Annotated in this window: 21 protein-coding genes; 9 read left to right on the top strand and 12 right to left on the bottom strand. The window is 37.4% G+C overall.

Annotated features, from left to right (window positions below; all coding sequences use genetic code 11):
- Position 1 precedes the first annotated feature (1 nt).
- The 5 genes from ACYT32_RS01445 to ACYT32_RS01465 all read right to left on the bottom strand — a co-directional run bounded on the left by ACYT32_RS01445 (position 2) and on the right by ACYT32_RS01465 (position 5,312).
- The gene (locus ACYT32_RS01445; RefSeq protein ID WP_395264160.1) at positions 2–1,420 is read right to left on the bottom strand and encodes a PTS transporter subunit EIIC; all 1,419 of its coding nucleotides are present in this window, start codon (positions 1,418–1,420) and stop codon (positions 2–4) included.
- A gap of 12 nt (positions 1,421–1,432) precedes the next feature.
- Complete coding sequence (locus tag ACYT32_RS01450) at positions 1,433–2,209, bottom strand: carbohydrate deacetylase (protein ID WP_395264161.1); 777 nt, start codon at positions 2,207–2,209, stop codon at positions 1,433–1,435.
- Positions 2,210–2,284: 75 nt separating this feature from the next.
- Positions 2,285–3,121, bottom strand: a complete 837-nt coding sequence (locus tag ACYT32_RS01455) for a PRD domain-containing protein (RefSeq protein WP_395264162.1) — start codon at positions 3,119–3,121, stop codon at positions 2,285–2,287.
- A 298-nt stretch (positions 3,122–3,419) separates the two neighbouring features.
- Positions 3,420–4,277: an IS982-like element ISLhe1 family transposase gene (locus tag ACYT32_RS01460; RefSeq protein ID WP_395266469.1), complete on the bottom strand. Its 858-nt coding sequence runs from the start codon at positions 4,275–4,277 to the stop codon at positions 3,420–3,422.
- Between the two features lie 138 nt (positions 4,278–4,415).
- Entirely contained in the window at positions 4,416–5,312 is an 897-nt protein-coding gene (locus ACYT32_RS01465; protein ID WP_395266125.1) for a helix-turn-helix domain-containing protein, read from the bottom strand.
- 342 nt (positions 5,313–5,654) lie between these two features.
- On the opposite strand from ACYT32_RS01465, the gene ACYT32_RS01470 reads away from it, so the two are divergent.
- Entirely contained in the window at positions 5,655–7,055 is a 1,401-nt protein-coding gene (locus ACYT32_RS01470; protein ID WP_395266124.1) for an amino acid permease, read from the top strand.
- 88 nt (positions 7,056–7,143) lie between these two features.
- Here ACYT32_RS01470 and ACYT32_RS01475 read toward each other — a convergent pair whose 3' ends face one another.
- Both ACYT32_RS01475 and ACYT32_RS01480 read right to left on the bottom strand, forming a co-directional pair.
- On the bottom strand, positions 7,144–7,791 hold the full coding sequence (locus ACYT32_RS01475) for a nitroreductase family protein (RefSeq protein WP_395266122.1): 648 nt from the start codon (positions 7,789–7,791) through the stop codon (positions 7,144–7,146).
- 72 nt (positions 7,792–7,863) lie between these two features.
- A complete protein-coding gene (locus tag ACYT32_RS01480; RefSeq protein ID WP_395266121.1) occupies positions 7,864–9,279 on the bottom strand; it encodes an NAD-dependent succinate-semialdehyde dehydrogenase in 1,416 nt (471 codons plus the stop codon).
- Positions 9,280–9,490: 211 nt separating this feature from the next.
- Between ACYT32_RS01480 and ACYT32_RS01485 the strand changes: the two genes are divergently transcribed.
- On the top strand, positions 9,491–10,429 hold the full coding sequence (locus tag ACYT32_RS01485) for an AEC family transporter (protein ID WP_395266120.1): 939 nt from the start codon (positions 9,491–9,493) through the stop codon (positions 10,427–10,429).
- A gap of 81 nt (positions 10,430–10,510) precedes the next feature.
- Here the strand turns inward: ACYT32_RS01485 and ACYT32_RS01490 are convergent, their stop codons facing one another.
- Positions 10,511–11,683, bottom strand: coding sequence for a MalY/PatB family protein (locus ACYT32_RS01490; RefSeq protein WP_395266119.1), 1,173 nt, complete (start codon positions 11,681–11,683; stop codon positions 10,511–10,513).
- A 122-nt stretch (positions 11,684–11,805) separates the two neighbouring features.
- Between ACYT32_RS01490 and ACYT32_RS01495 the strand changes: the two genes are divergently transcribed.
- Complete coding sequence (locus ACYT32_RS01495; RefSeq protein ID WP_395266118.1) at positions 11,806–13,194, top strand: amino acid permease; 1,389 nt, start codon at positions 11,806–11,808, stop codon at positions 13,192–13,194.
- A gap of 80 nt (positions 13,195–13,274) precedes the next feature.
- Here the strand turns inward: ACYT32_RS01495 and guaB are convergent, their stop codons facing one another.
- Both guaB and ACYT32_RS01505 read right to left on the bottom strand, forming a co-directional pair.
- The gene (guaB, locus tag ACYT32_RS01500) at positions 13,275–14,753 is read right to left on the bottom strand and encodes an IMP dehydrogenase (protein ID WP_395266117.1); all 1,479 of its coding nucleotides are present in this window, start codon (positions 14,751–14,753) and stop codon (positions 13,275–13,277) included.
- A gap of 129 nt (positions 14,754–14,882) precedes the next feature.
- Positions 14,883–15,236, bottom strand: coding sequence for a hypothetical protein (locus ACYT32_RS01505; protein WP_461793345.1), 354 nt, complete (start codon positions 15,234–15,236; stop codon positions 14,883–14,885).
- Positions 15,237–15,382: 146 nt separating this feature from the next.
- Between ACYT32_RS01505 and ACYT32_RS01510 the strand changes: the two genes are divergently transcribed.
- From ACYT32_RS01510 to ACYT32_RS01535, 6 genes are all read left to right on the top strand, one after another.
- Complete coding sequence (locus tag ACYT32_RS01510; RefSeq protein ID WP_395266115.1) at positions 15,383–15,691, top strand: nucleoside triphosphate pyrophosphohydrolase; 309 nt, start codon at positions 15,383–15,385, stop codon at positions 15,689–15,691.
- 93 nt (positions 15,692–15,784) lie between these two features.
- Positions 15,785–16,156, top strand: coding sequence for a DUF1304 domain-containing protein (locus tag ACYT32_RS01515; RefSeq protein ID WP_395266129.1), 372 nt, complete (start codon positions 15,785–15,787; stop codon positions 16,154–16,156).
- A 31-nt stretch (positions 16,157–16,187) separates the two neighbouring features.
- The gene (locus tag ACYT32_RS01520) at positions 16,188–17,804 is read left to right on the top strand and encodes a putative polysaccharide biosynthesis protein (RefSeq protein WP_395266113.1); all 1,617 of its coding nucleotides are present in this window, start codon (positions 16,188–16,190) and stop codon (positions 17,802–17,804) included.
- Between the two features lie 101 nt (positions 17,805–17,905).
- On the top strand, positions 17,906–18,382 hold the full coding sequence (locus ACYT32_RS01525) for a nucleoside deaminase (protein ID WP_395266112.1): 477 nt from the start codon (positions 17,906–17,908) through the stop codon (positions 18,380–18,382).
- 214 nt (positions 18,383–18,596) lie between these two features.
- Positions 18,597–19,469, top strand: coding sequence for a fructokinase ScrK (scrK, locus tag ACYT32_RS01530; RefSeq protein ID WP_395266111.1), 873 nt, complete (start codon positions 18,597–18,599; stop codon positions 19,467–19,469).
- Between the two features lie 100 nt (positions 19,470–19,569).
- On the top strand, positions 19,570–20,085 hold the full coding sequence (locus ACYT32_RS01535) for a VTT domain-containing protein (RefSeq protein ID WP_395266110.1): 516 nt from the start codon (positions 19,570–19,572) through the stop codon (positions 20,083–20,085).
- A 224-nt stretch (positions 20,086–20,309) separates the two neighbouring features.
- Here ACYT32_RS01535 and ACYT32_RS01540 read toward each other — a convergent pair whose 3' ends face one another.
- Positions 20,310–20,720: a GtrA family protein gene (locus tag ACYT32_RS01540; protein ID WP_395266109.1), complete on the bottom strand. Its 411-nt coding sequence runs from the start codon at positions 20,718–20,720 to the stop codon at positions 20,310–20,312.
- Positions 20,721–20,732: 12 nt separating this feature from the next.
- The gene (locus ACYT32_RS01545; protein WP_395266128.1) at positions 20,733–21,512 is read right to left on the bottom strand and encodes a metal ABC transporter permease; all 780 of its coding nucleotides are present in this window, start codon (positions 21,510–21,512) and stop codon (positions 20,733–20,735) included.
- Between the last annotated feature and the right edge of the window lie 16 nt (positions 21,513–21,528).

Consider the following 21,528-nt stretch of genomic DNA (forward strand, 5'->3'; position numbering starts at 1 on the left):
TTTAGTCAGCTTCAAGTAATTTACCAAATTCGGACATGATATAAGTCACTTCCAAACCAATAACTACTTGGAAATTATTCTCTGTCGGCTTGATAATGCCACTGACACCCATCTGCTTGATTCTTTGTTCATCAACAACCGATGGATCTTTTACTTCAACTCTTAATCTTGTGTTACAACTATAAGCATCTTCAATATTATCTTTTCCACCAAAAGCTTGGAGCATCTTCTTAGCGGTATAACCGTAGTTCTTACTACCCATTGAGAGGTTTTCTTCTTCATCAGTTGCCTCAGTCCCATAATCATGCTGCTCTTCACGCCCAATAGTTGGGATGCTATTCAATTTGATCACGTAATAGAAAGTGAAGTAGTAAAGGGCGAAGAAGGCAAGTCCCACCGGTAAAATTAAAATCGGATTCGTCGCAATTTTGAAGTTGATCAAGTAATCGATAATACTAGATCCGAAAGTAAACCCTATTTTAATATTCAACAAGGCACAGACAAAACCAGCTAGTCCGGCATAGATAGCATGTATTACATAAAGCATTGGTGAGATAAACATAAATGTAAATTCAACTGGTTCAGTGATTCCGGCTACAAAAGATGTTGTAGCGCCACCACCCATGATACCTTTGACTTCATCTTTTCTATCTTTATAAGCGGCGTTATAAATTGCTAAACAGATTGCGGGAACACCGAACATCATAATTACAAAGAATCCTGATAAGAACAGTCCGGCGTTAGGGTCTCCATTGATAAAACGAGTAATTTCTCCATGAAAAATTTTGCCACTCGGTGCGACATATTTACCCATATCATAATAAACATAAGTATTCATAACGTGGTGCAGTCCAAATGGAATCAAGAGTCGATTGAGAAACATAAAAATTCCGACACCAAACGCTCCCATACCCATTAATAGCTTGGCAAATTGATCGATCCCGGCTTGAATGATTGGCCAAATATAACCGAATACAACTGCTGAAATCGTTTGGAAAACCAATACCATTGTCAGTGGGAATTTCTCACCACCAAAATAAGAAAAGACCATTGGTAATTTTTGATTTTTAAAACGGTTGTATGTCCAGGCAGCAATCAAACCAGATATGATTCCACCAAAAATCCCCATATCGATCGATTTGTTGATGATTTCCAAACCTTGTTTCAAAGTAATAATGGCTAGAAATCCTGTTAGAGCAGGAATCCCTTTGTCCTTCGCTTTGGCAAAACCAATAGCGACACCTATTGCAAATAAAATATCTAAATTTCCAAATACGGCATTACCAGCTGCCATCAAAATCGGTACGTTCAACATATCTGGGGCAGCTAATCTTAAAATTAATCCGGCTAAAGGCAAGGCTGCTACTGGTAGCAACATAGCACGGCCTAAGTTCTGTAAACCTTTTTTAAATCCACCCATTTTTCCATCCTCCTAATTAAAAATATCTCCATAATTTACTAATTCAATTTCTGCATCATCCCTAACTTCTTGAGCAAAATCTGAATCTATCAAATATTCCACTTGATTGACCCTAGGGATCGTAAAGCTCGAACCATTTTTCAAAGTTTGATCAATATAGGCAGTGTGGCACATGACTTCACTCGTCTCATCGCTACGTAACTGAATCAGTAACTCTTCAATTTGTTGTTCCCTAGTACGATTTGTTTGCCACTTGTTTTGATCTTCTTCACCCACATCATCGAAGTAAGGCTCGAAATAATCAGTATGTTTAACTTCGTTATGCCGTTCAAAATTACTGCGCACCGGTAGATCATATTTCTTAGCCAACGCAATAACTACTTCTTGATTTTTGCCAAAGGAATGTGTGTGATGATGACTGTCCAAGTGAGTTGGTATTATGCCGGCACGATAGACTTTTTGAATTTGAGCATTCCACTCTTGATATAATTGGTCCCAATCAATCTGAAAATCGGGGTCATGATAAAAACTTAACTTTTTAAAATGTCCCTCCTGATCAGTTAGAGTATCAACATTTTTTAAGAGCGGATCACCGCAAGTCAGTGTTAAATGCACTCCCACTCCTAAATTAGGTAAATCATTTTTGAAATTAACCGCTTGTTCAAAGCCTGGCATATTAGCCATCAAAGTTGTTGAAGTTAAAATGCCGTGTTGATACGCATCAACGATTCCATAATTAACGCCACGGCTATATCCAAAATCATCTGAATTGAAAATTACTTTTCCCATACTTTCCTCCTATAAAAAAAGACCTCATAGCATACACAAAAAATGTATGTCATGAGGTCACGCCCGAATAATCGGTTACGCCCTGATATTATTGTTTATTCTCATTAAATGAATTGCTAAGTATAACCGTTCGCTCTCGTTAACTTGTAAGTCATACTTTTGTTCGACCAATTCAGCAATCTTATTAGCCAATCGGTATTCCTGGCCATCTTTAAACGAATCTTTAAATAATGATTGATCAGTATCTTGGGTTGATTCATCATAGATCAATCTTTGAACTAAGAAGCGAATGTGGATCATCAAACGATTGTATAAAAATGAATCTTTGTTCAAAGCTTGAAAACCATGCGCATCAAGATAATCTAAAATAAATTTGGTAATTTCCATAATTCTCAGACTATTGAAACTATTCTGCTCACCCAGTTCTGCATTAACAATATGCATTGTAATAAAACCAGTCTCATTGATAGAGAGTTGCGTTTGATAAGCTTGATTGATTAAATCAACAACTCCTTGAGCAGTTTTGAACTCATCGGGGTACAACATCTTCATCTCTGGTAACATGATGGCAGCAATACTTGCATCATCAGTCTGTCGTTGAATTGCAAAATAAATGTGGTCTGTTAACGCAATAAAAATATTTGAATCTAAAGGCTTGGAAATATGCTGCTTAATGTAATTAACGATTTCTTCTGAAAATTCGATATACTCCAGGGGAATTTGATTAACCATTTCACTAAACATCTTGGTTTTCTCTTTGGAATCAAGTACAAACACTTTTTCTGCCATTTCTCGTTCAAGACTATCTCCTGGCTTAGCAGAAAAGCCTATTCCTTTACCTAAAACAATCTTCTCAGTTTCATTATCATTTACCAAAACAGCATTATGGTTAATTTTCTTGATTACTCTCATTTACCTAATACTCTTTTCTGTAAAATATTTCGAATAAATCAACTTATATTGACATCATCCTTTCTTGAAACAAATAAAAAACGACCTAAGAATAGTTTTTCTAACTCTTCCCAGGTCGTGCCTAATCGAATAGTAACACCCTTTGACTTCGCCCATAATCTATCATGGTTTTGTAAGCGCTGTCAACTCATTTTACTCAAAATAGCGATTTTTATTTTAAAGCACATGAATATACATTATTTTTAAACAATTAATTCTCTGATTATAATTACTACAATATATAAAATAACGCGTGGTGCTAGTTAAATCGTTCTAGACAATATGCCATATTATAAGCTAACACTGCAACCTCTAGGCGTTCTTGAAAACCCGCTAGACTTCTAGCGCGATTATTTTCGGCATTGTAATAACTAAGCAAAGCAAAGTCACTCTCAATTCTCCGTCTGACCGCCATTAGTTGATGATTGTTATGTTTTTTAGCACCTTGCATATTTTTACGATACGGTGTCCAAAGCACATAGCCCATGTGTTTTAGTTTAGCGGCTAAATCCTTGCCTAAATAACCTTCATCGCCTAAAAGATAATGATTAGTAGGATGGGTATTATTCATCAATTCTACTGTTTCTTTAGCATCATGCACCGATGCTTTAGTGACTGCGTAATCAAGCAGATAGCCATCATCGCTCACTATTGCGTGAACCTTGAACCCATAATAGTAGACTTTTTTAGTCGCCTTATAACCAATATCGGCAATATCATGAAAGATTTTGACGCGATAATTACGAACAGGTTGGCAGACCGGAACTGGGAAACTATCAATAATCAGAATTTTACCTGAAAGATCCACTTCTTGGTTCAAAGTATGACGAATCAGATAGATTAAAGGCAAAAGTTGACGAGCTCGGCGATTAAATCGGGAATGGGATAATCCTACAAAGAACCTGCAAAATCTTCTTTGTGATTCAATCCCTAATTCCGCTTGCCAGATAAGCATAGCTAAGATGGAACTATCAGATAGCTTGATCTGATCTGTATTTCTGCGATGCTTAAGGGAGTTCGGAGCATACAGCTTATACCAAGAACGACAAATATTGTTTAAACGAGTAAAACTAACTTGTAAATGATGAGAAAAATGCTTAAGCTTAAGACAGTTCAATCTAGTCAGACTCTTTTCTATTATTACTATTTACAAGTCGAGTCTAACAAGATTGGACTTTTTATTTAACTAAAACGATTTAACTAGCACCACGCGTATAAAATACTGTTTTTCTAATAATCCAAATCAGAGACAACGTCACTCTTCTTCTTTGTTTAAACTATCTTCATACTGTTTTCTCAAAGCATTGATCCGTAATTCTACAGGTTCATTGTGATTGATTTTTGCAAAAGCCAAGGCTTCAATCAGCAATCCGTCAACAACTTCATTCGATTTATTCTTACCGATAGCAATCTTAGCCGATAAATATTTCAAGCGGGCAAGATAGTATGTGATATGTTGCTCAGAACAAAGACGGATGCCTCGATCAACTAATCTTTCACCTTCGTCAAACATTCCTTTTTGAATGTAAAAATCTGCGGTGAAAAAGACAATCGTTAAGACACGTAAATACATATTTACATTTGCTTTTTGATATTTTTCATTTTCGTGAATTTTAATAAACTCAAAAACCTTCTGGAAGAAAAATTCCGCTTCTTGCATTTTATTCTCTCGAGAGTATAAAACTCCCAATCCTGTATAGGCTAAAAAAGTATAAATCGTTTTATGGATTTCATCCAATTCATCCAATATTCGCGAAAAGTTATAAAAAGCATCTTCAAACTTGCCTTTAGTTAAAACATTAAAAAAACCTTTTTGATAGTAATATTGCATTTTTAACATATCATTATTAATGACTTCGGAATCTATTTCTTGCAACATTGCTGAAACATCGGAATAATTCTCCATCATAAATTCTTTTTCGACTTTATCCAAAACGGTACGCATATGAGTCGTCGAGTTATTCGAATTTCTATACAAATCGTCAACTGATAGTCCTAAACGTTCGCACAACTTATTAAGAATGTTCAAAGAAGGTACTCTACCGTTATTTTCAAACTTACTCAAAGTAGACTGAGTACAAATACCCTTACACAGCTTGACTTGTGACATTTTAAGCAACTTTCTACGTTCAATAAAAATATTAATGTCCATAATTTTATCCTCAATAACTTTCGATCGAATTAAGTAAATGTTGTCGTAGTAATAGGCAAAATACCTGCAATTTTTCTGCAATATTAATTCAGATAAAAAGTCCCTTTTACATCCAACACTTATTATCTATTTAAAAAGGGACTTTGTAAATATATATAAACATATTTATATTGAATCACAATACAAGCTATTTTAATTTAAATAATAATCCGATAAATTGTCTGAAAATTTTTTCAGTAAAAAGAAAAAAATATATGACATTTTCATGATTGTGAGGTATCATATAGTCCATGTTCAAGATACACTTGTTCATGATTCGTAAACACAAAGGTGGAATTTATTATGGCTAAAGAAAAACTGAGTCGTAGCTTATCTTCAAGACAAATGCAAATGATCGCTTTAGGTGGAACCATTGGCGTCGGCCTATTTATGGGATCAGCCTCGACCATTAAGTGGACCGGTCCTTCGGTCCTTTTAGCCTACGCACTCGCAGGCTTAATTCTGTATATGGTAATGCGGGCCTTAGGGGAAATGCTTTATGTTGATCCCTCAACTGGTTCTTTTGCCAAATACGCCACCGAATACATCCATCCAGTCGTTGGTTACTTGACTGCTTGGAGCAATGTTTTCCAATATTTAGTAGTTGGTATCTCTGAAGTTATCGCAGTAGGAACATATTTAGCTTTCTGGTTCCCTACAATGCCAAAATGGATTGCTGGTGTTGTTGTCGTTGTTACACTCTGTTTAGCCAATTTAACTTCTGTTAAAGCATATGGCGAACTAGAATTTTGGTTTGCCTTAATTAAAGTGTTGACGATTATTATGATGATTATTCTAGGTTTATTCGTAATTTTCTTTGGTGTCGGCAATGGCGGACATCCAGTGGGAATTAGTAATCTCTGGAAAAATGGCGGTTTCTTTACTGGTGGCATCAAAGGGTTTATTTTCGCGCTTTCAATTGTAGTTGCTTCCTATCAAGGAATCGAAGTTATCGGTATCACTGCTGGGGAAGCTGAAAACCCACAAGAAAATATTGTTCGGGCTATCCGTTCAATCGTTGGCAGAATTCTAATTTTCTATATTGGCGCAATCTTTGTAATTGTTTCAATTTATCCTTGGAATAAATTGGGTACGATCGGTTCTCCTTTCGTTGAAACTTTTGCAAAAGTTGGTATTACTTTTGCAGCAGAAATCATCAATTTCGTTATGTTGACAGCTGCCATGTCCGGCTGTAACTCTGGTATCTTTAGTTCAAGTCGAATGCTCTATACACTTGGGCTTGAAAAACATTTACCAAAATCATTTTTGAAATTATCAAAACACAACGTGCCTTACATCCCTGTTCTAGCCATTTCAACTGGAATATTGCTCGGATTAATTTTGAACTATGCTTTACCAGTTTTCTTGCATACATCAAGCGATGTTTTTGTTATTGTATATAGTTCCAGTGTTCTACCTGGTATGGTTCCTTGGTTTGTGATTCTTTTCAGCGAATTACGTTTTCGCAAATTGAATCAAGATAAGATGAAAGATCATCCTTTCAAAATGCCGCTTTACCCTATCAGCAATTACCTTGCAATTATTTCTCTTTTCATTATTTTGATTTTCATGTTCTTAAATCCTGAAACAACTGTTTCCTTACTAGTTGGTGTAGTTTTCTTGGTCGTTATGACGGTCATTTTCTTTGTAAAAGAAAGAGACAAACAACCTGTCGTCAGGGGAATTAAAGAAGAGAATGATTAAAATAATATTTTAAAGAAAATCGAATAGCCTCTGATTCCACATCTTGGGATCAGAGGCTATTCTTATGAATTTAAAAAAATTTCTATTTTTAAAGAAAGTCAGTTACATCATTAACGTCATAACGGACTGATTTAGTATATTCTCCATCTGGTTTACCGATCGCTACGGCAGTGATCGGAATATAACGCTCGCTGTCCAAATTAAAGGCTGTAGCAACTTTATCAAAATAATATCCTGACATTGGGTTAGCTTCATAACCGTGAGCTCTAGCAATTAATAGTAGTTGCATTGCGGCCATGCTGCCATCGATCGTTGCATCCTTTTCCAAGAAACTGCGGTCAGCATTCTCATATAGTGGTAAAAAGCTCTTGAAGACTTTGTCACGTTCTTCAGGTGTAATCTGACCATTCTCACAAGCTTTATTCCAAACATCACGATACTTGTAATGTGATTGTGTATCACCCAATACAAAAATTACGGCGGAAGCGGTATCTAGTTGTGGATAGTTGAATGGCATCATGATTGCTCTGGCCTTAGCTTTAGCCTCTGCAGTGTCACAAACTACAAAATGCCATGATTGCAAATTGCAGGCTGATGGTGCCGTAATGGTTTCTTTTAACATTTCGGTAATTTCTGAGCGGGGAATAACGACATCTTTTTGAAACTTTCGATATGAATGACGATCTAGTAAAACTTCTTGAAAATCATCTTTAATAAACTTTTTTGTTTCGTCCATAAGCACATCTCCCATTACATTTATTACTTTAATTATAACTCGAAGCCGCTTTCAGACGAACTTCTTTTCAATTTATTTGAAAACTGCTAGACCACCAGCAGGATTGTTCCAGTCAGGCTGTTGAGCTGTCACAACTAATTTTTCATTAGTGAAGGCTGTCAACCCCAACTGACTCAATTCACGGCCGTAACCTGAACCTTTAACTCCACCAAATGGTAATTCTGGCATAGAAACTAAGAATGAGTTAACGAAGACCATCCCTGTCTCAATCTTTTCGGCAACTGCTTTTCCACGCTGGGGATCATTTGAAACCACGATCCCACCTAGACCAAATTTGGAATCATTCGCTAAGTCAATTGCAGCTTGATCTGAACTTACCTTGAAGACTTGGGCTACAGGTCCAAACATCTCTTCGTAAAATTCTGGATTGTCAGGTGTTATGTCAGTCAAAATTGTTGGTTGGATAAATTGTCCGGGCAAATCAATTGGCTGATTGCCAAACGCTACTTTAGCTCCACCGGCAACAGCTTTATCAATTTGACCTTGAAGCTTTTCTTTAGCTCGCTTGGAATTCATTGGTGCAATTGTAGTCTTAGAATCCATGGGGTCGCCAGGAACTAATTTAGCAAAGTTAGCTTTTAATTTTTCTAAAAATTCATCATACAAATTGTCAGCTACGATGAAACGCTTTGCGGAAGTACATACTTGGCCCGCATTATAGATTCTTACCCGCCAAGCTAAATCTACTGCCTGGTCCACATCAGCATCAGATAAGACGACAAAGGCATCTGAACCACCCAATTCCATCGAATTTTTCTTCAAGTTTTTACCAGCTGTTTCGGCAACTGATTGACCACCACGGTTGGAACCCGTCAAAGCCACACCTTGAATCCGTGGATCAGCAATGATTTCAGCGACTTGATCATAGCTGGCAAATAAATTAGTCAAACTACCTTCTGGTGCTCCCGCTTCTGAAACGATTTTGGCAAAAGCTTCGGCAGATCCTGGGGTGTTAGAAGCATGTTTTAAGATCATTGGATTACCGACCATAAAGTTAGGAGCGAAAACGCGCATGATTTGATAGTATGGGAAGTTCCAAGGTTCAACCATCATCAAGACGCCGCTCGACTGGTGCAAAATCTCCGCATCACCGGTATTGCGACTAGTTAATGGAGTTGGTTTCAACATATCAGCGCCATTGTCTGCATAGTAGTCCGCAATAATTGCACAGAGCTCGACTTCACCTTTTGATTCGGTGTAAAGTTTACCCATATCGGTCGTAGCAATTTTAGCCAACTGATCTTCATTTTTTCTCAAGAGGTTAGCGACTTTATGTAGGATCGGTGCTCGAGTTGCTACTGGTTGATCACGCCAAGTTTTATAAAGTTTATCTCCAACAGCGAGTGCCTTCGAAATGTCTGCTTCTGTGGCATCTGGATAAGTTTTAATTAATTCATTATTGTAAGGATTGATTGTTTTATAAGCCATAATAATTTCTCCTAATTATTTTGAAAACTGAATTTTTGATTACACATCTATTCTAAGTCAGCGCTTTCATTTTTCAAGTATTTGAACCCATACACAATTTAAAGTGGTACTGTCCAATCTTAAAAGCACTTCACAATCAGAGGTTTTTCAATTTTTTCAAAAAAGAGTAACATTGATAATAAGTAGACTAAATCACAAAGGATGTTTTTTTATGAGTGTATTCTTCTCCAGTATTCAAGGAATCTTAATTATCATTGGTTTAATTGCCGTCGGTTATGGTTTGAGCGCTTTAGGATGGTTTTCTGAAAACTCAACTCGTTTGATTGCAAAACTTGTCACTCAAGTTGCCCTACCTGCTTATATGATTTCAACAATCACGAAAGATTTCACTGCAGAAAAATTAATAAAGTTATTGCCCGACTTAGGCGTTCCCGTTTTATCAATGACCATCCTGATTTTTATCTCGATTCTACTAATCAAAGTTTTAAAAATCGATCCGAAGCATAAAGGTCTTTTCGCTTCGATGTTCTTTAATTCCAATACCGTCTTCGTTGGTTTGCCCGTCAACATGGCTCTCTTCGGTGAGAAAAGTCTTCCTTATGTCTTAGTCTATTACATGGCTAATACGACCTTCTTTTGGACACTTGGTACCTATTTGATTCAAATGGATGGTGAGATCAAAGGCCACTTCAAATTGAAAACTACGCTGAAAAAAGTTTTCTCACCACCACTAATGGGCTTTATCGTCGGTTTGATCCTAGTCATAATGCATATTCAGCTACCAAGTTTTCTGATGTCTGACTTTCAATATTTAGGTGGCTTGACGATTCCACTTTCAATGATTTTCATCGGTATTTCAATTTACAATGCTGGTTTGAAAAATATTTCCTTTCACAAAGACAATTTGGCTATCCTCTTTGGCCGCTTCTTATGTGCACCTTTGTTAATGGCCGCATTGTTCCTATTTATCCCTGCTAATCCTTTGATGAAACAAGTCTTTATTGTTCAAGCAGCAATGCCGGTCATGACTAACGCACCGGTAGTAGCCAAGCTTTACCATGCCGATTCTGACTATGCTGCAATCATGGTCACGGAGACGACTCTATTAAGTTTGATTGTCGTTCCTATCATTATGGTCTTAATTAAGTAAAAATATCCCCTGATTCTACCTATCGAATCAGGGGATATTTACGTTTAAATTGTTAAAACGTTTGTGGTGTTGCAATAATCATTACTTCTTCTCAGCTTGATATAGTGCGACCCCCTTCTCTAAACGCTCTAGTCCGTCCACAATATTACATTTTGGTGTAGCTAAATTCATTCGTAAGAAATATCGACCATTACCGCGATACTTAGTACCTTCAGCCAACAAAAGCCCGACATGGTCTAATAGGAATTGATTTAATTCTTCCGAATCATCGGTAATCTTACTGCAATCTAACCAGGCTAAGTACGTGGCATCTGAGTGTATTAGTCGTATTTCGGTAAGTTTTTCTTTGACGAATTCTTCAACATATTCACGATTATTTTGAAGATACTTCAATAATTCATGCAGCCACTCATGTCCTTTAGTATAGGCCGCAATTGAACCATCGATTGCTAGAACTCCAGGCTCATTGAGACCATCGCTACTAACAGCTACTGTAGCTCGTTGACGCAAGTTTTCATCGGGAATGATCATCGTAGCTGCGTGCAAGACCGCTAAATTGAAAGTCTTACTTGGGGAAACTAACGAGATGCTATTGTCAGTCACTTCACTATCTAGAGAAGCAAAAGGTACATAGTGATGTCCAGGTGCCGTTATATCGCCATGAATTTCATCAGAAATAATCAGTACATGGTACTTCTTAGCCATCTTCCCAATTTTGGTCAAAGTTGAACGTTCCCAGATCTTACCACTAGGATTATGAGGATTGCAGACGATCATTAAACTAGTTTTTGGATCGAGCATTTTTTCTTGAAGATCTTTCCAATCGATATTGTATTTTCCGGAGCGATAATCTAGCTCACTGTTCAAAATATGGCGACCGTTATTTTCGATTGTTTTAAAAAAAGAATTATAATTTGGTTCTTGAATCAAGATATTATCGCCGACATCAGTTAAATGTCTGATTAATGAACCAAGCGTTGGCATAACGCCGTTACAAAAAACCAACCAATCTAAATCAGGAGTAAAATTGTGTTCTGTCTGATACCAACTGGCAACCGCTTGGTAATATTCCTTCGGAACATATTGATAACCAAAGATTCCTCGATCGACATCTCTATGCATTGCCTCAATAATATCTGGGGCCGTTTGAATATCCATATCTGCTACCCACATTGGTAAGACATCTTCAGGAACAAGCCACTTCACTGAATTAACATTCCGACGGTCATTTATCTTGTCAAAGTTAAATTCCATTCTGATCACTCCTTAATTCTTATAGTTAATATGATACTATCACTATATTTATAAATGCGAGTACTTGAATCTATCCTATTAAATTTGTTTTAATTAAATTAGACAAAAAGGAGTGTCCGCCTATGCCATCTTTATTTCGAAAGAAAGATATTGTGAATGATTTACTTCATGAACAAACTAGTCTCCAAAGAACTTTAACTGCCAAAGACCTAATCATCATGGGTGTCGGGGTGATCGTCGGATCAGGTATCTTCATCACCCCTGGTATCATTGCTGCTAACTACGCCGGCCCGGGGGTAATTTTAACTTACTTGCTAGCAGCTTTGGTTTGTATTGGCGCGGCTTTTTGCTACTCTGAATTCTCATCCACGATTCCCCTAGCTGGTAGTGCTTATACATATTCCTACTCAGTCTATGGCGAACTAATTGCTTGGATCGTTGGCTGGTCACTGATCTCGGAATATTTATTTGCGGCCTCCTCCACAGCTGTCAGTTGGTCGGCCTATTTTCGAAATCTCTTAAGCGGATTTGGAATAAATCTGCCTAAAGCTCTGCAATCAGCGCCTGGAACTGCTGGAAACTCAGGTGGTCGTTTTGACATCATTGCCTTTATCATCGTTTTGATAGCAACTATTCTATTACTACAAGGCTTGAATGAATCGATGAAAATCAATACGATCATGGTTTACGTAAAAATATTCGTCATCTTGCTATTCGTTGCTGTCACAATTTTCTACGTCAAACCTAAGAACTACAATCCTTTCTTACCTTTTGGTGTTGGCGGGATCGGACGAGGAGCGGCTGTAGCTTTCTACGCTTTCTTAGGCTTTGATGTCGTCTCGTCAGCTAGTGAAGAAGTTAAAGATCCTAAGAAGAATATGCCTATTGGTATCATTGCCTCGCTTTTGATCGTCGCAGTGTTGTACAGTCTAGTTTCATTAGTATTAGTGGGCGCAGTGAATTATAAAGAACTAAATGTGGCTGACCCGGTTTCCCATGCCTTAAATCTGCTCAATCTAAATTGGGTCTCAGGTATTGTTTCTCTAGGCGCTATCATGGGAATGACAACTGTTTTACTAGTCGTTGTTTATGGCGGAACCCGTTTGATTTTCTCACTCAGTCGCGATGGCTTATTACCTAAACAGTTCAAGAATCTTAGTAAAGCGGGTGTCCCCACTCGCAGTACTTTCTTAGTTGGTTTGATTGCGGCTACAGTTGCGGCGGTAGTACCGATTGATAAAATCACTGAACTAGTTAATATCGGAACATTACTGGCATTTGCTGTCACTTCCATTGGCGTTATCTTCTTACGTCATAGTAAAAATACCCGTGAATTAAAGCCAGCTTTTCGGGTTCCTTTCTATCCAATTTTTCCACTAGTATCATTTGTGGCTTGCCTCTACTTAATGACACAATTGCAGGCCTTTACTTGTAAAATGTACCTTGGCTGGACTGTCATCGGCTTAATAATCTACTTTTTCTACGGCTATCGACATAGCAATGAAAAGTAAAGAAAATACTTCCTTTCAAACAAAAATCCCAGTGGATCAACTATTCATGATGGTTGATCCACTGGGATTATTTTTTGCTATTATTTAACTGAATAATTAGGAGCTTCTTTGGTAATTGTAACGTCATGTGGGTGTGATTCTCTCAAACCTGCATTTGAAATTTGAATGAATTGAGCATCTTGCAATTCAGTCAAATTATGAGCGCCAACATACCCCATACCTGAACGCAATCCGCCCAGTAGTTGATAAATTACATCGCCGACAGCACCTTTAGCAGCCACGCGACCTTCAATTCCTTCAGGAACCAACTTGTTAGCTTCATTGACACCACTTTGGAAGTAACGGTCTGATGAGCCATGTGACATTGCTGCCAAACTACCCATACCACGGTAAGTCTTAAAACGGCGACCTTGATAAATTTCAAATTCACCAGGTGCCTCATCGGTACCAGCTAACATTGAACCAAGCATAACGGCGTTACCACCACCAGCTAAAGCCTTCACAATATCACCTGAATATTTGATACCACCATCAGCGATGATCGTCTTTCCATATTCATGAGCGACACTAGCGGCATCATAAACAGCTGTCAATTGAGGAACACCAACACCGGCAACGATTCTAGTTGTACAAATTGAACCAGGTCCGATACCAACTTTTACAACATCGACACCAGCATCATATAAAGCTCTAGTACCTTCTCCTGTAGCAACGTTTCCGGCAATCAAAGTTGCATCAGGGAACTTATCTCTAATTTGAGCAATCTTTCTAAGCACGCCAGCGGAATGACCATGAGCAGTATCAATGATGATAGCATCTGCTCCAGCAGCTAGCAAGGCTTCAGCCCGTTCAAAGGTATCACTTGTAACACCTACAGCCGCAGCAACTAGTAAACGACCATATTTATCCTTAGCTGCATTAGGAAATTCTTTAACTTTTTCAATATCTTTAATTGTTACCAAACCACCTAAACGGCCAGCTTCGTCAATCAAAGGCAATTTTTCAATTCGATGTTCTTGGAGAATTTGTTCAGCTTCTTTAAGTGATGTACCAACTGGTGCGGTGATCAATTCTTCACTCGTCATAACGGTACCAATTTTGACTGAATAATCATTGATAAAACGAAGATCACGGTTAGTAATGATACCAACTAGTTTCAGTTCTTCTTTACTAGTAACGATTGGAACACCACTGATGCGATAAGTACTCATCAATTTTTCTGCTTCAATAACAGGATCATCTGCTGTCAAATAAATTGGGTCAATTATAACGCCGTTTTCTGAACGCTTAACTTTTGAAACCTCGTCAGCTTGTTGTTCAATACTCATATTCTTATGAATAACACCCAAGCCACCTTGACGTGCCATCGCAATAGCCATTGGAGCTTCTGTCACGGTATCCATACTTGCACTTAAAATTGGTGTGTTTAGTTTAATATTTTTAGCTAATTGAACTGATAAATCTACTTCATTTGGTAAAACGTGACTCTCTGCTGGTATTAATAAAACATCATCAAAAGTGAATCCCTTTTTATCAAATTTTGTATCCCATGCCGACATGATATTCCTCCTAAGATTTTGTTTTCACCTATTAATGGGTAAAATTTATAAACATGGTAGCCGATTTTTTTTGGTTAGTCAATTAAAGTTTGTGAAATAAAAATGACCTGTCGTCGTTTTGACAAGTCATTAATATATCTTTATTGCTATAACTTTATAATTTAATAATTTTTGTTTTTTCAAATAAAAATCGAAACTACGTTTCTTCAAGCACAACTTATATTTAATAATGTCATGCCTTTTGGTGATCAATTCATCGATCCGATACAAATCCTCATTACGATGACGATTCAAATAAGCTGCAGTTTCATCATTGACTGAAACTTTTAAAACTTTTTCTTTATTTTGCAAAGTCTTTTTGCAGGCTAGAACCATTCTTCTACGAATAAAATTATTCAAAATCAATGCAATAATTATACCCGTCATTACCAATAATAGAAGCCCGCCATATATTTCTGTAGCAACCACACTCGATAGTTTCATAGTTATCAACACTTTTTATAAATTTATTCAAACAAATCATATCATGATAATTATAAAGTTAGCAATTAACCTGCTTTCAGTCATCATTTGGCACATTGGTCGCTTCATGGTAAGATTTCACTACTAAGTGTTAAAGGGGAGTTTTTATGAAAAAGTTAGTTCGGGACAAAATACCTGAGATCATTTCTGACGAGACCAAATTTGACACCCTCTCAAATGAGGACTACCGAAAGGCCTTGAGAACAAAGATCGCCGAAGAAGCTCAAGAAGTTCAAAGGGCTGATACACGAGCCAATTTAGTCGAAGAATTAGGGGACTTAGAAGAAGTCATTCGTGCTATTTTGGATGATGCCTCCATTACTTATGAAGAAATGGACAGTCTGCGCCAAGCTAAAATCAATCAAAAGGGCAAATTTGCTGAAAAATTTGTTATGATAAAACCTGAAGAATCGTAATAAGATTCTTCTTTTTTATTTTAATTACAATTTGTACAACAATTCAAAACAGTTTAATATGGTACTTATACTTTTAATGGAAAGAAGTCTATGATGCAAATTTTAACTTTATTTTTAGTCGCTCTAGTGGCGGTTGAACATGTTGGTATTGCTGCTCTAGAGATGTTTGGTAAACCTGACATGCAAGCCAACGCCTTTGAGATGCCACTTGGTTTTGTGAAAACTAAAGAAGCTCAGACTGCTTTAGCCAATCAGGGAATTTATAACGGTATGCTTGGCGTCGTAATCCTTTTGATGATCTTATTCTTCACCGGTACGACGTTAAAAATAATTTTGATCTTAATGATGAGTTACATCATCGTCGTCGCAGTCTATGGTGCTTTCACGGCCACTAAGAAGATTCTTTATCTACAAGGACTGCCTGCCTTGATCGCACTAGTTTGCACGGTCATCTTCTATCACTAAATTCGTAATTTAAATTAGAATGGAAAACAAAATGAAAAAAGATTCATTACTTAAAAGTTCACTCTGGATCTCAATTAGTGGAATCCTCTCACGAGTACTTTCAGTTGTCTACATCATTCCTTGGAATATTTGGATTGGACCAGTAGCTGTAGGGGCAGCTAATGCTTTATACGGAAAAGTTTACAATATCTACAATCTTTTCTTGATTATCGCCACCGCTGGTATCCCTTCTGCTATTTCCAAAGAAGTCGCTGCACATAATGCTTTAGGACGTTATGATCAGAGTGAAAAACTCTTTAAAAAATACACAATTTACATGTCACTCGTAGGTATTGTCCTGGCCTTGATCATGTTCTTTGGTGCTAAGTACGTAGCCATTGTCTTGGCTGCTGGCGATATGAGAGTGGTAACGCCAATTAAGTACTTGAGTATCGCCATGTTGATCATCCCCGCTTTGGGAATCCTACGTGGATATATTCAAGGTTATGCTTTCATCTCCTATTCGGCCTTTTCTCAAGTCATCGAACAAATTGCACGAGTTGCCTATATGCTTTATGCCACTTATACAATCATGGTTTTGCAAAAAGGCAATTATATGTCAGCCGTTAATCAATCGACACTAGCTTCGTTCATCGGTGCAACGCTGGCTTACCTATTCTTACTTTGGATCAGAATAAAAGTTCGCCGTTCTGTCACCGTTACAGATATCAAAGATACTGCTAATGTAACTTCAGATGAAATTGCACCTGAAATCAACTTCAGTTCCATGTTACGTTCAGCCATTCCTTTCTTATTAGTTGATACGATCATGACTGTTTTGCAGCTCTTCGATCAAACAACTTTCACTTGGATCTATGAATTAATCCTTCATGCCAGTCAAAGAACCATTGATGATCTCTACGCAATGTTTGGTTTCCAAGCTAACAAGCTGATCATGGTTCTAGTATCTCTAGCTGTTTCCGTTTCTGCTTCCGTTATCCCAGCTTTATCCGCTATGATCAGTCGAAAAGTTGGCGAAGAACAAATTCAAAAATTAATGCGCAATATCGTTCAATTTACGTTGTTCATTATCCTACCAGCAACTTTTGGTATGATGGCTATTAGCCGCCAACTCTGGACAGTCTTTGTTTTTTATAACCAAAGTATTCTCGGTTCGAAAGTTTTGATTGTTTCGTGTTTTGAAGCTTTCTTCTATTGTCTATTCATGATTTTGGAAAATATCTTGCAAGTTTCTCATCACGTCAAAAAATCGATGGTCTATCTCGTTCTTGCTTACCTTCTAAAAATTATTTTGCAATTACCATTAACTTTAATGTTAGGAGTTTACGGACCATTAGCCGCTTCAACCATTGCCTTTATGGTCATGAGTCACTTTGCTTTCAGATTGATCAACAAAGAGTTCCAGATTGTTGACAAAGTCCTCGGCAAGAAACTATTGAAGATTTTCTTCGATAGTTTGATCATGCTAGTTGTCGTAGCTCTAGCTGATTTCTTGGTTGTCAAAGTCATCCCTCAAGCGACAAAAGTCAGTGCTTCAGTTGTCATCATCATTTGTGGACTTATCGGTGTCGCCGTTTATGGATTCTTAAGTTACAAAGATGGTTCCTTAAAGATTCTCAAGGAAATTCGTGATACTAAAATTTATTAATTACAACCTAAGGGAAGCAACTTAGCTCTCTTAGGTTTTTTTTGGCATTTTTGTCACAAGAAAGTTTGAACTACAATAATGTATTAGGAGATGTTTAAATAATGGCATATGCAAAAAAATTTATGGAATTAGCTGCCAATGAGGCTCAAAAGAATGTTACTTCCCATGATGGTGGACCATTTGGTACCGTGATCGTTAAAAATGGCGAGATCATTGCCAAGGGACGTAATCACGTGTTATTAGATGATGACCCTACAGCACATGGGGAAATTTATACAATTCGTAAAGCTTGTAAAAAATTAGGTACGCACGACTTATCTGGCTGTGAACTCTATACCAACGCTTACCCTTGTCCAATGTGTTTAGGAGCCATTATTTGGAGCAATATCAAGACTTGTTATTATGGCAACACGCCTGAGGACGCTACAAAAATTGGTTTTCGTGACGACAATATCTATCAATTCATCAAAGATGATCTACAAGATGATAAATTTTTGAATCTTGAACAACATGACCGTGAGATCACCATTAAACCATTCAATGATTTTAAAAATGACGCTAAACATACAATCTACTAAAAAAGATCGCGTACTATCAATTCTCAAATAAGCAAAAATCCCAGTTATACATGACTCGTATAACTGGATTTTTTGTCACACCTTTAATTTTGCAACATTACATCTCAAAGTTATTTTAATGTGTTTTTTTAAAAGTTAATTTGACGAGAAAAAAATTTAATAGTAATGTAAGTCGGTGAAAACGATTACTTTATTTTTGAGGAGAAATTTAATTATGCTAGTAGGAAGTATTGAAGCAGGTGGAACTAAATTTGTTTGTGCTGTAGGTGATGAAGATTATCGGATCAAGGATAGCATTCATTTCCCTACTACGACGCCAGAAGAAACTTTACAAAAGACAGTCGACTATTTTAAAAAATTTGATATTGAAGCTTTAGGAATTGCTTCATTTGGACCAATTGAACTCAGAAAAAATTCGCCCAAATATGGCTATATTACTTCAACACCAAAACCAGGCTGGAAAGATACTGACTTCATCGGCAAGATGAAAGAAAACTTTGACATTCCTATGTTTTGGACGACTGACGTTAATGGCTCCGCTTATGGCGAGTACGTTATGTCAACGTTATCCAATGAAAAAATCGATTCGTTAGTTTACTATACTATCGGAACTGGCGTTGGTGCCGGTGCCATTGCTGATGGTAAATTTATCGGTAATATGGGACATCCTGAAATGGGTCACACTTTCTTGAAGCGTCACCCTGACGATCTTAATTTCAAAGGTATTTGCCCATTCCACGGAGATTGTCTTGAAGGTCTAGTTGCTGGACCAACTTTTGATGCTCGACTAGGAAAACCTGGTAAAGACGTGCCTTTGACTGATCATGTCTGGGATATTATGGCTTATTACGTTGCTCAAGCAGCTATTCAAGCAACCTTGATCCTTCGTCCAGACAAGATTGTCTTTGGTGGCGGTGTTGTCAGTGAACCTTTCTTAGTCAAAGTTAGAGCTCAATTCAAAGATTTATTGAATGACTATGTCGAAGTTCCTGAATTAGAAAAATATATCACGATGCCAAGTATTAAAAATAATGGATCTGCCACTTTAGGTGATTTTGCTTTAGCAATTCGTGAACTACAAGAGTAAAAAAATTCTCAAAGCAGCCGTTTGCTTTGAGAATTTTTTGGTTACTTTTATTAGTAAGTATGCTAAGTTGAAGCCATATACTTACTGAGGGGGAAAGGTAATGAAATTATGGCATAAAGTGCTGCTGATCGGCTTAGGCATAATCAGCTTAATTGGCTTAGTCTGGATTCTCTGGAATAATTATCGTTCTGTAATTGAGACTTTCTTCTCTTACACGATTGACCGTGAAGACGTGATTGACCTGTTGCGTGATCAAGGTCGCCATAACGCCGTTTTATTCATGGCTGTTTTGGCAATCGGCTCGGCAATTCCTGGGGTTCCCATTGCTGCTGTAGCGGTTCTTTCTGGCGTCTGTTTTGGACGCTGGTTAGGATTTTTCATCAACGTTTCTGGAATCTTTCTAGGCAATCTCTTAGCACTCTTTATCCTCGAGCGTTTCCCTCACAAGATCTCTTCAGACAGACTATCTACCCGCCTTAAAAATATGCGACATCCACGAATCGGTATCAGTATCGGTTACGCTATCCCGATGTTACCAACTCTTTTGGTCAACTACGCTGCCATCGAAATGCACATGTCTTGGAAAAATCGGGCGATCTGCATTCTGATTGGTTAGCTACCAGTTTCCTTTCTCTATGCCTTTGGTGGAGATGAATTGATCTTCGGCAATACTAAAGCGGTAATCATAGCGGTGATATTGCTGCTGCTACTCTTTGGACTCTTCGAAGTTATTCGGCGCGATCAGCGGATTATCAAAGCTGAACAACATTAAATCAAACTTTTCAACAAAATAAATTACCCTCTGATTCCTTACTTGGAGTCAGAGGGTAATTGTTGTTTTTAATCTCTTTTTCTAAAAATAATGAACTTACTGAAAATGTAGTTTAAGACGATCACGACAACATTGGCGATAATTTTAACCACCAGGCCGTTACCATGTAAGAGCGAGACACCAATTGTCATCGTTCCTTGATCAATAACCCACGAAGCTGCTCGGAATAGGAAAAAGGACCCCATTTCTTTCCAGAAAGCTTTCCAAGTATTGGTATGTGAATTAAAGACCCACAGTTTGTTCGTCACATAAGCAAAAATAACTGAAATTAAGTATGCCAAAGCATTGGCAAATTGATAGTTCCAACCTAAGAAATGCCATAAAACGTCAAAGCTGACGATATTTACTAAAGTTGTTAAGACTCCAAAGAATAAATAAGGAATCGTATCTCTATATTTGTTCCACAATTCTTTTATCATAAAATAATTTCCTTAATGGTTTAATTTCCAATTTTTATAGCTTAGTCCTAAGAAATAGGCGATAACTTCAAAAGCTGAAATAAAGAAAGTAACTGGCCAATTGGTTACAAAAGCTAAATAAAGTCCTAGCCAGACACCAGCTAGCGATAAACCGACTGAAACCATGATCAGCTTAGGAACAGTGTGGACAACGTATTTAGCAGTGGCACCTGGTAAAGTCAATAACACGAAAACCAACAATGAACCTACAATTTGAGCTCCAATACTGACGCTAAGAGCCAAAGTAACTAGAAAGGCTATCGAGAGTAATCTAGTCTTTAAACCGGCCGCACGGGCTCCGATATGGTCAAATGAATCAAATGAAAGTGGCTTATAGAAAATAATAAAGACCAAAATAACGAATAACGCCAAAATCATCAATTGATTAACTTCCTTGAAACTTATCCCGACGATGCTACCGAATAAGATATTAGTGGCATAACTGCTCGATTCCGAAGACAACGATAAAAATAAGATACCTAAACCGATAAATAACGATGATATAGCGCTAATCGACGCTTCTCTTCGTGATGATTCAGTGCTCAAACTACCAACAGCAATCGAACTCACCAACGTAAATAAAATCATTCCTGCTAAGGGTGAAATTCCAATTAAAATACCAAATGAAGCTCCCGCAAAACCAATCTCTGACAAAGTATGAGACAGAAACGACATGTTTCTTGAAACTACGAAAACTCCTACTAATCCTGCCGTTATAGCGATAAAAGTACTAGCAATAAAGGCTTCACGCATAAACTCATATCCAAAC

Source organism: Companilactobacillus sp. FL22-3 (assembly GCF_054881455.1).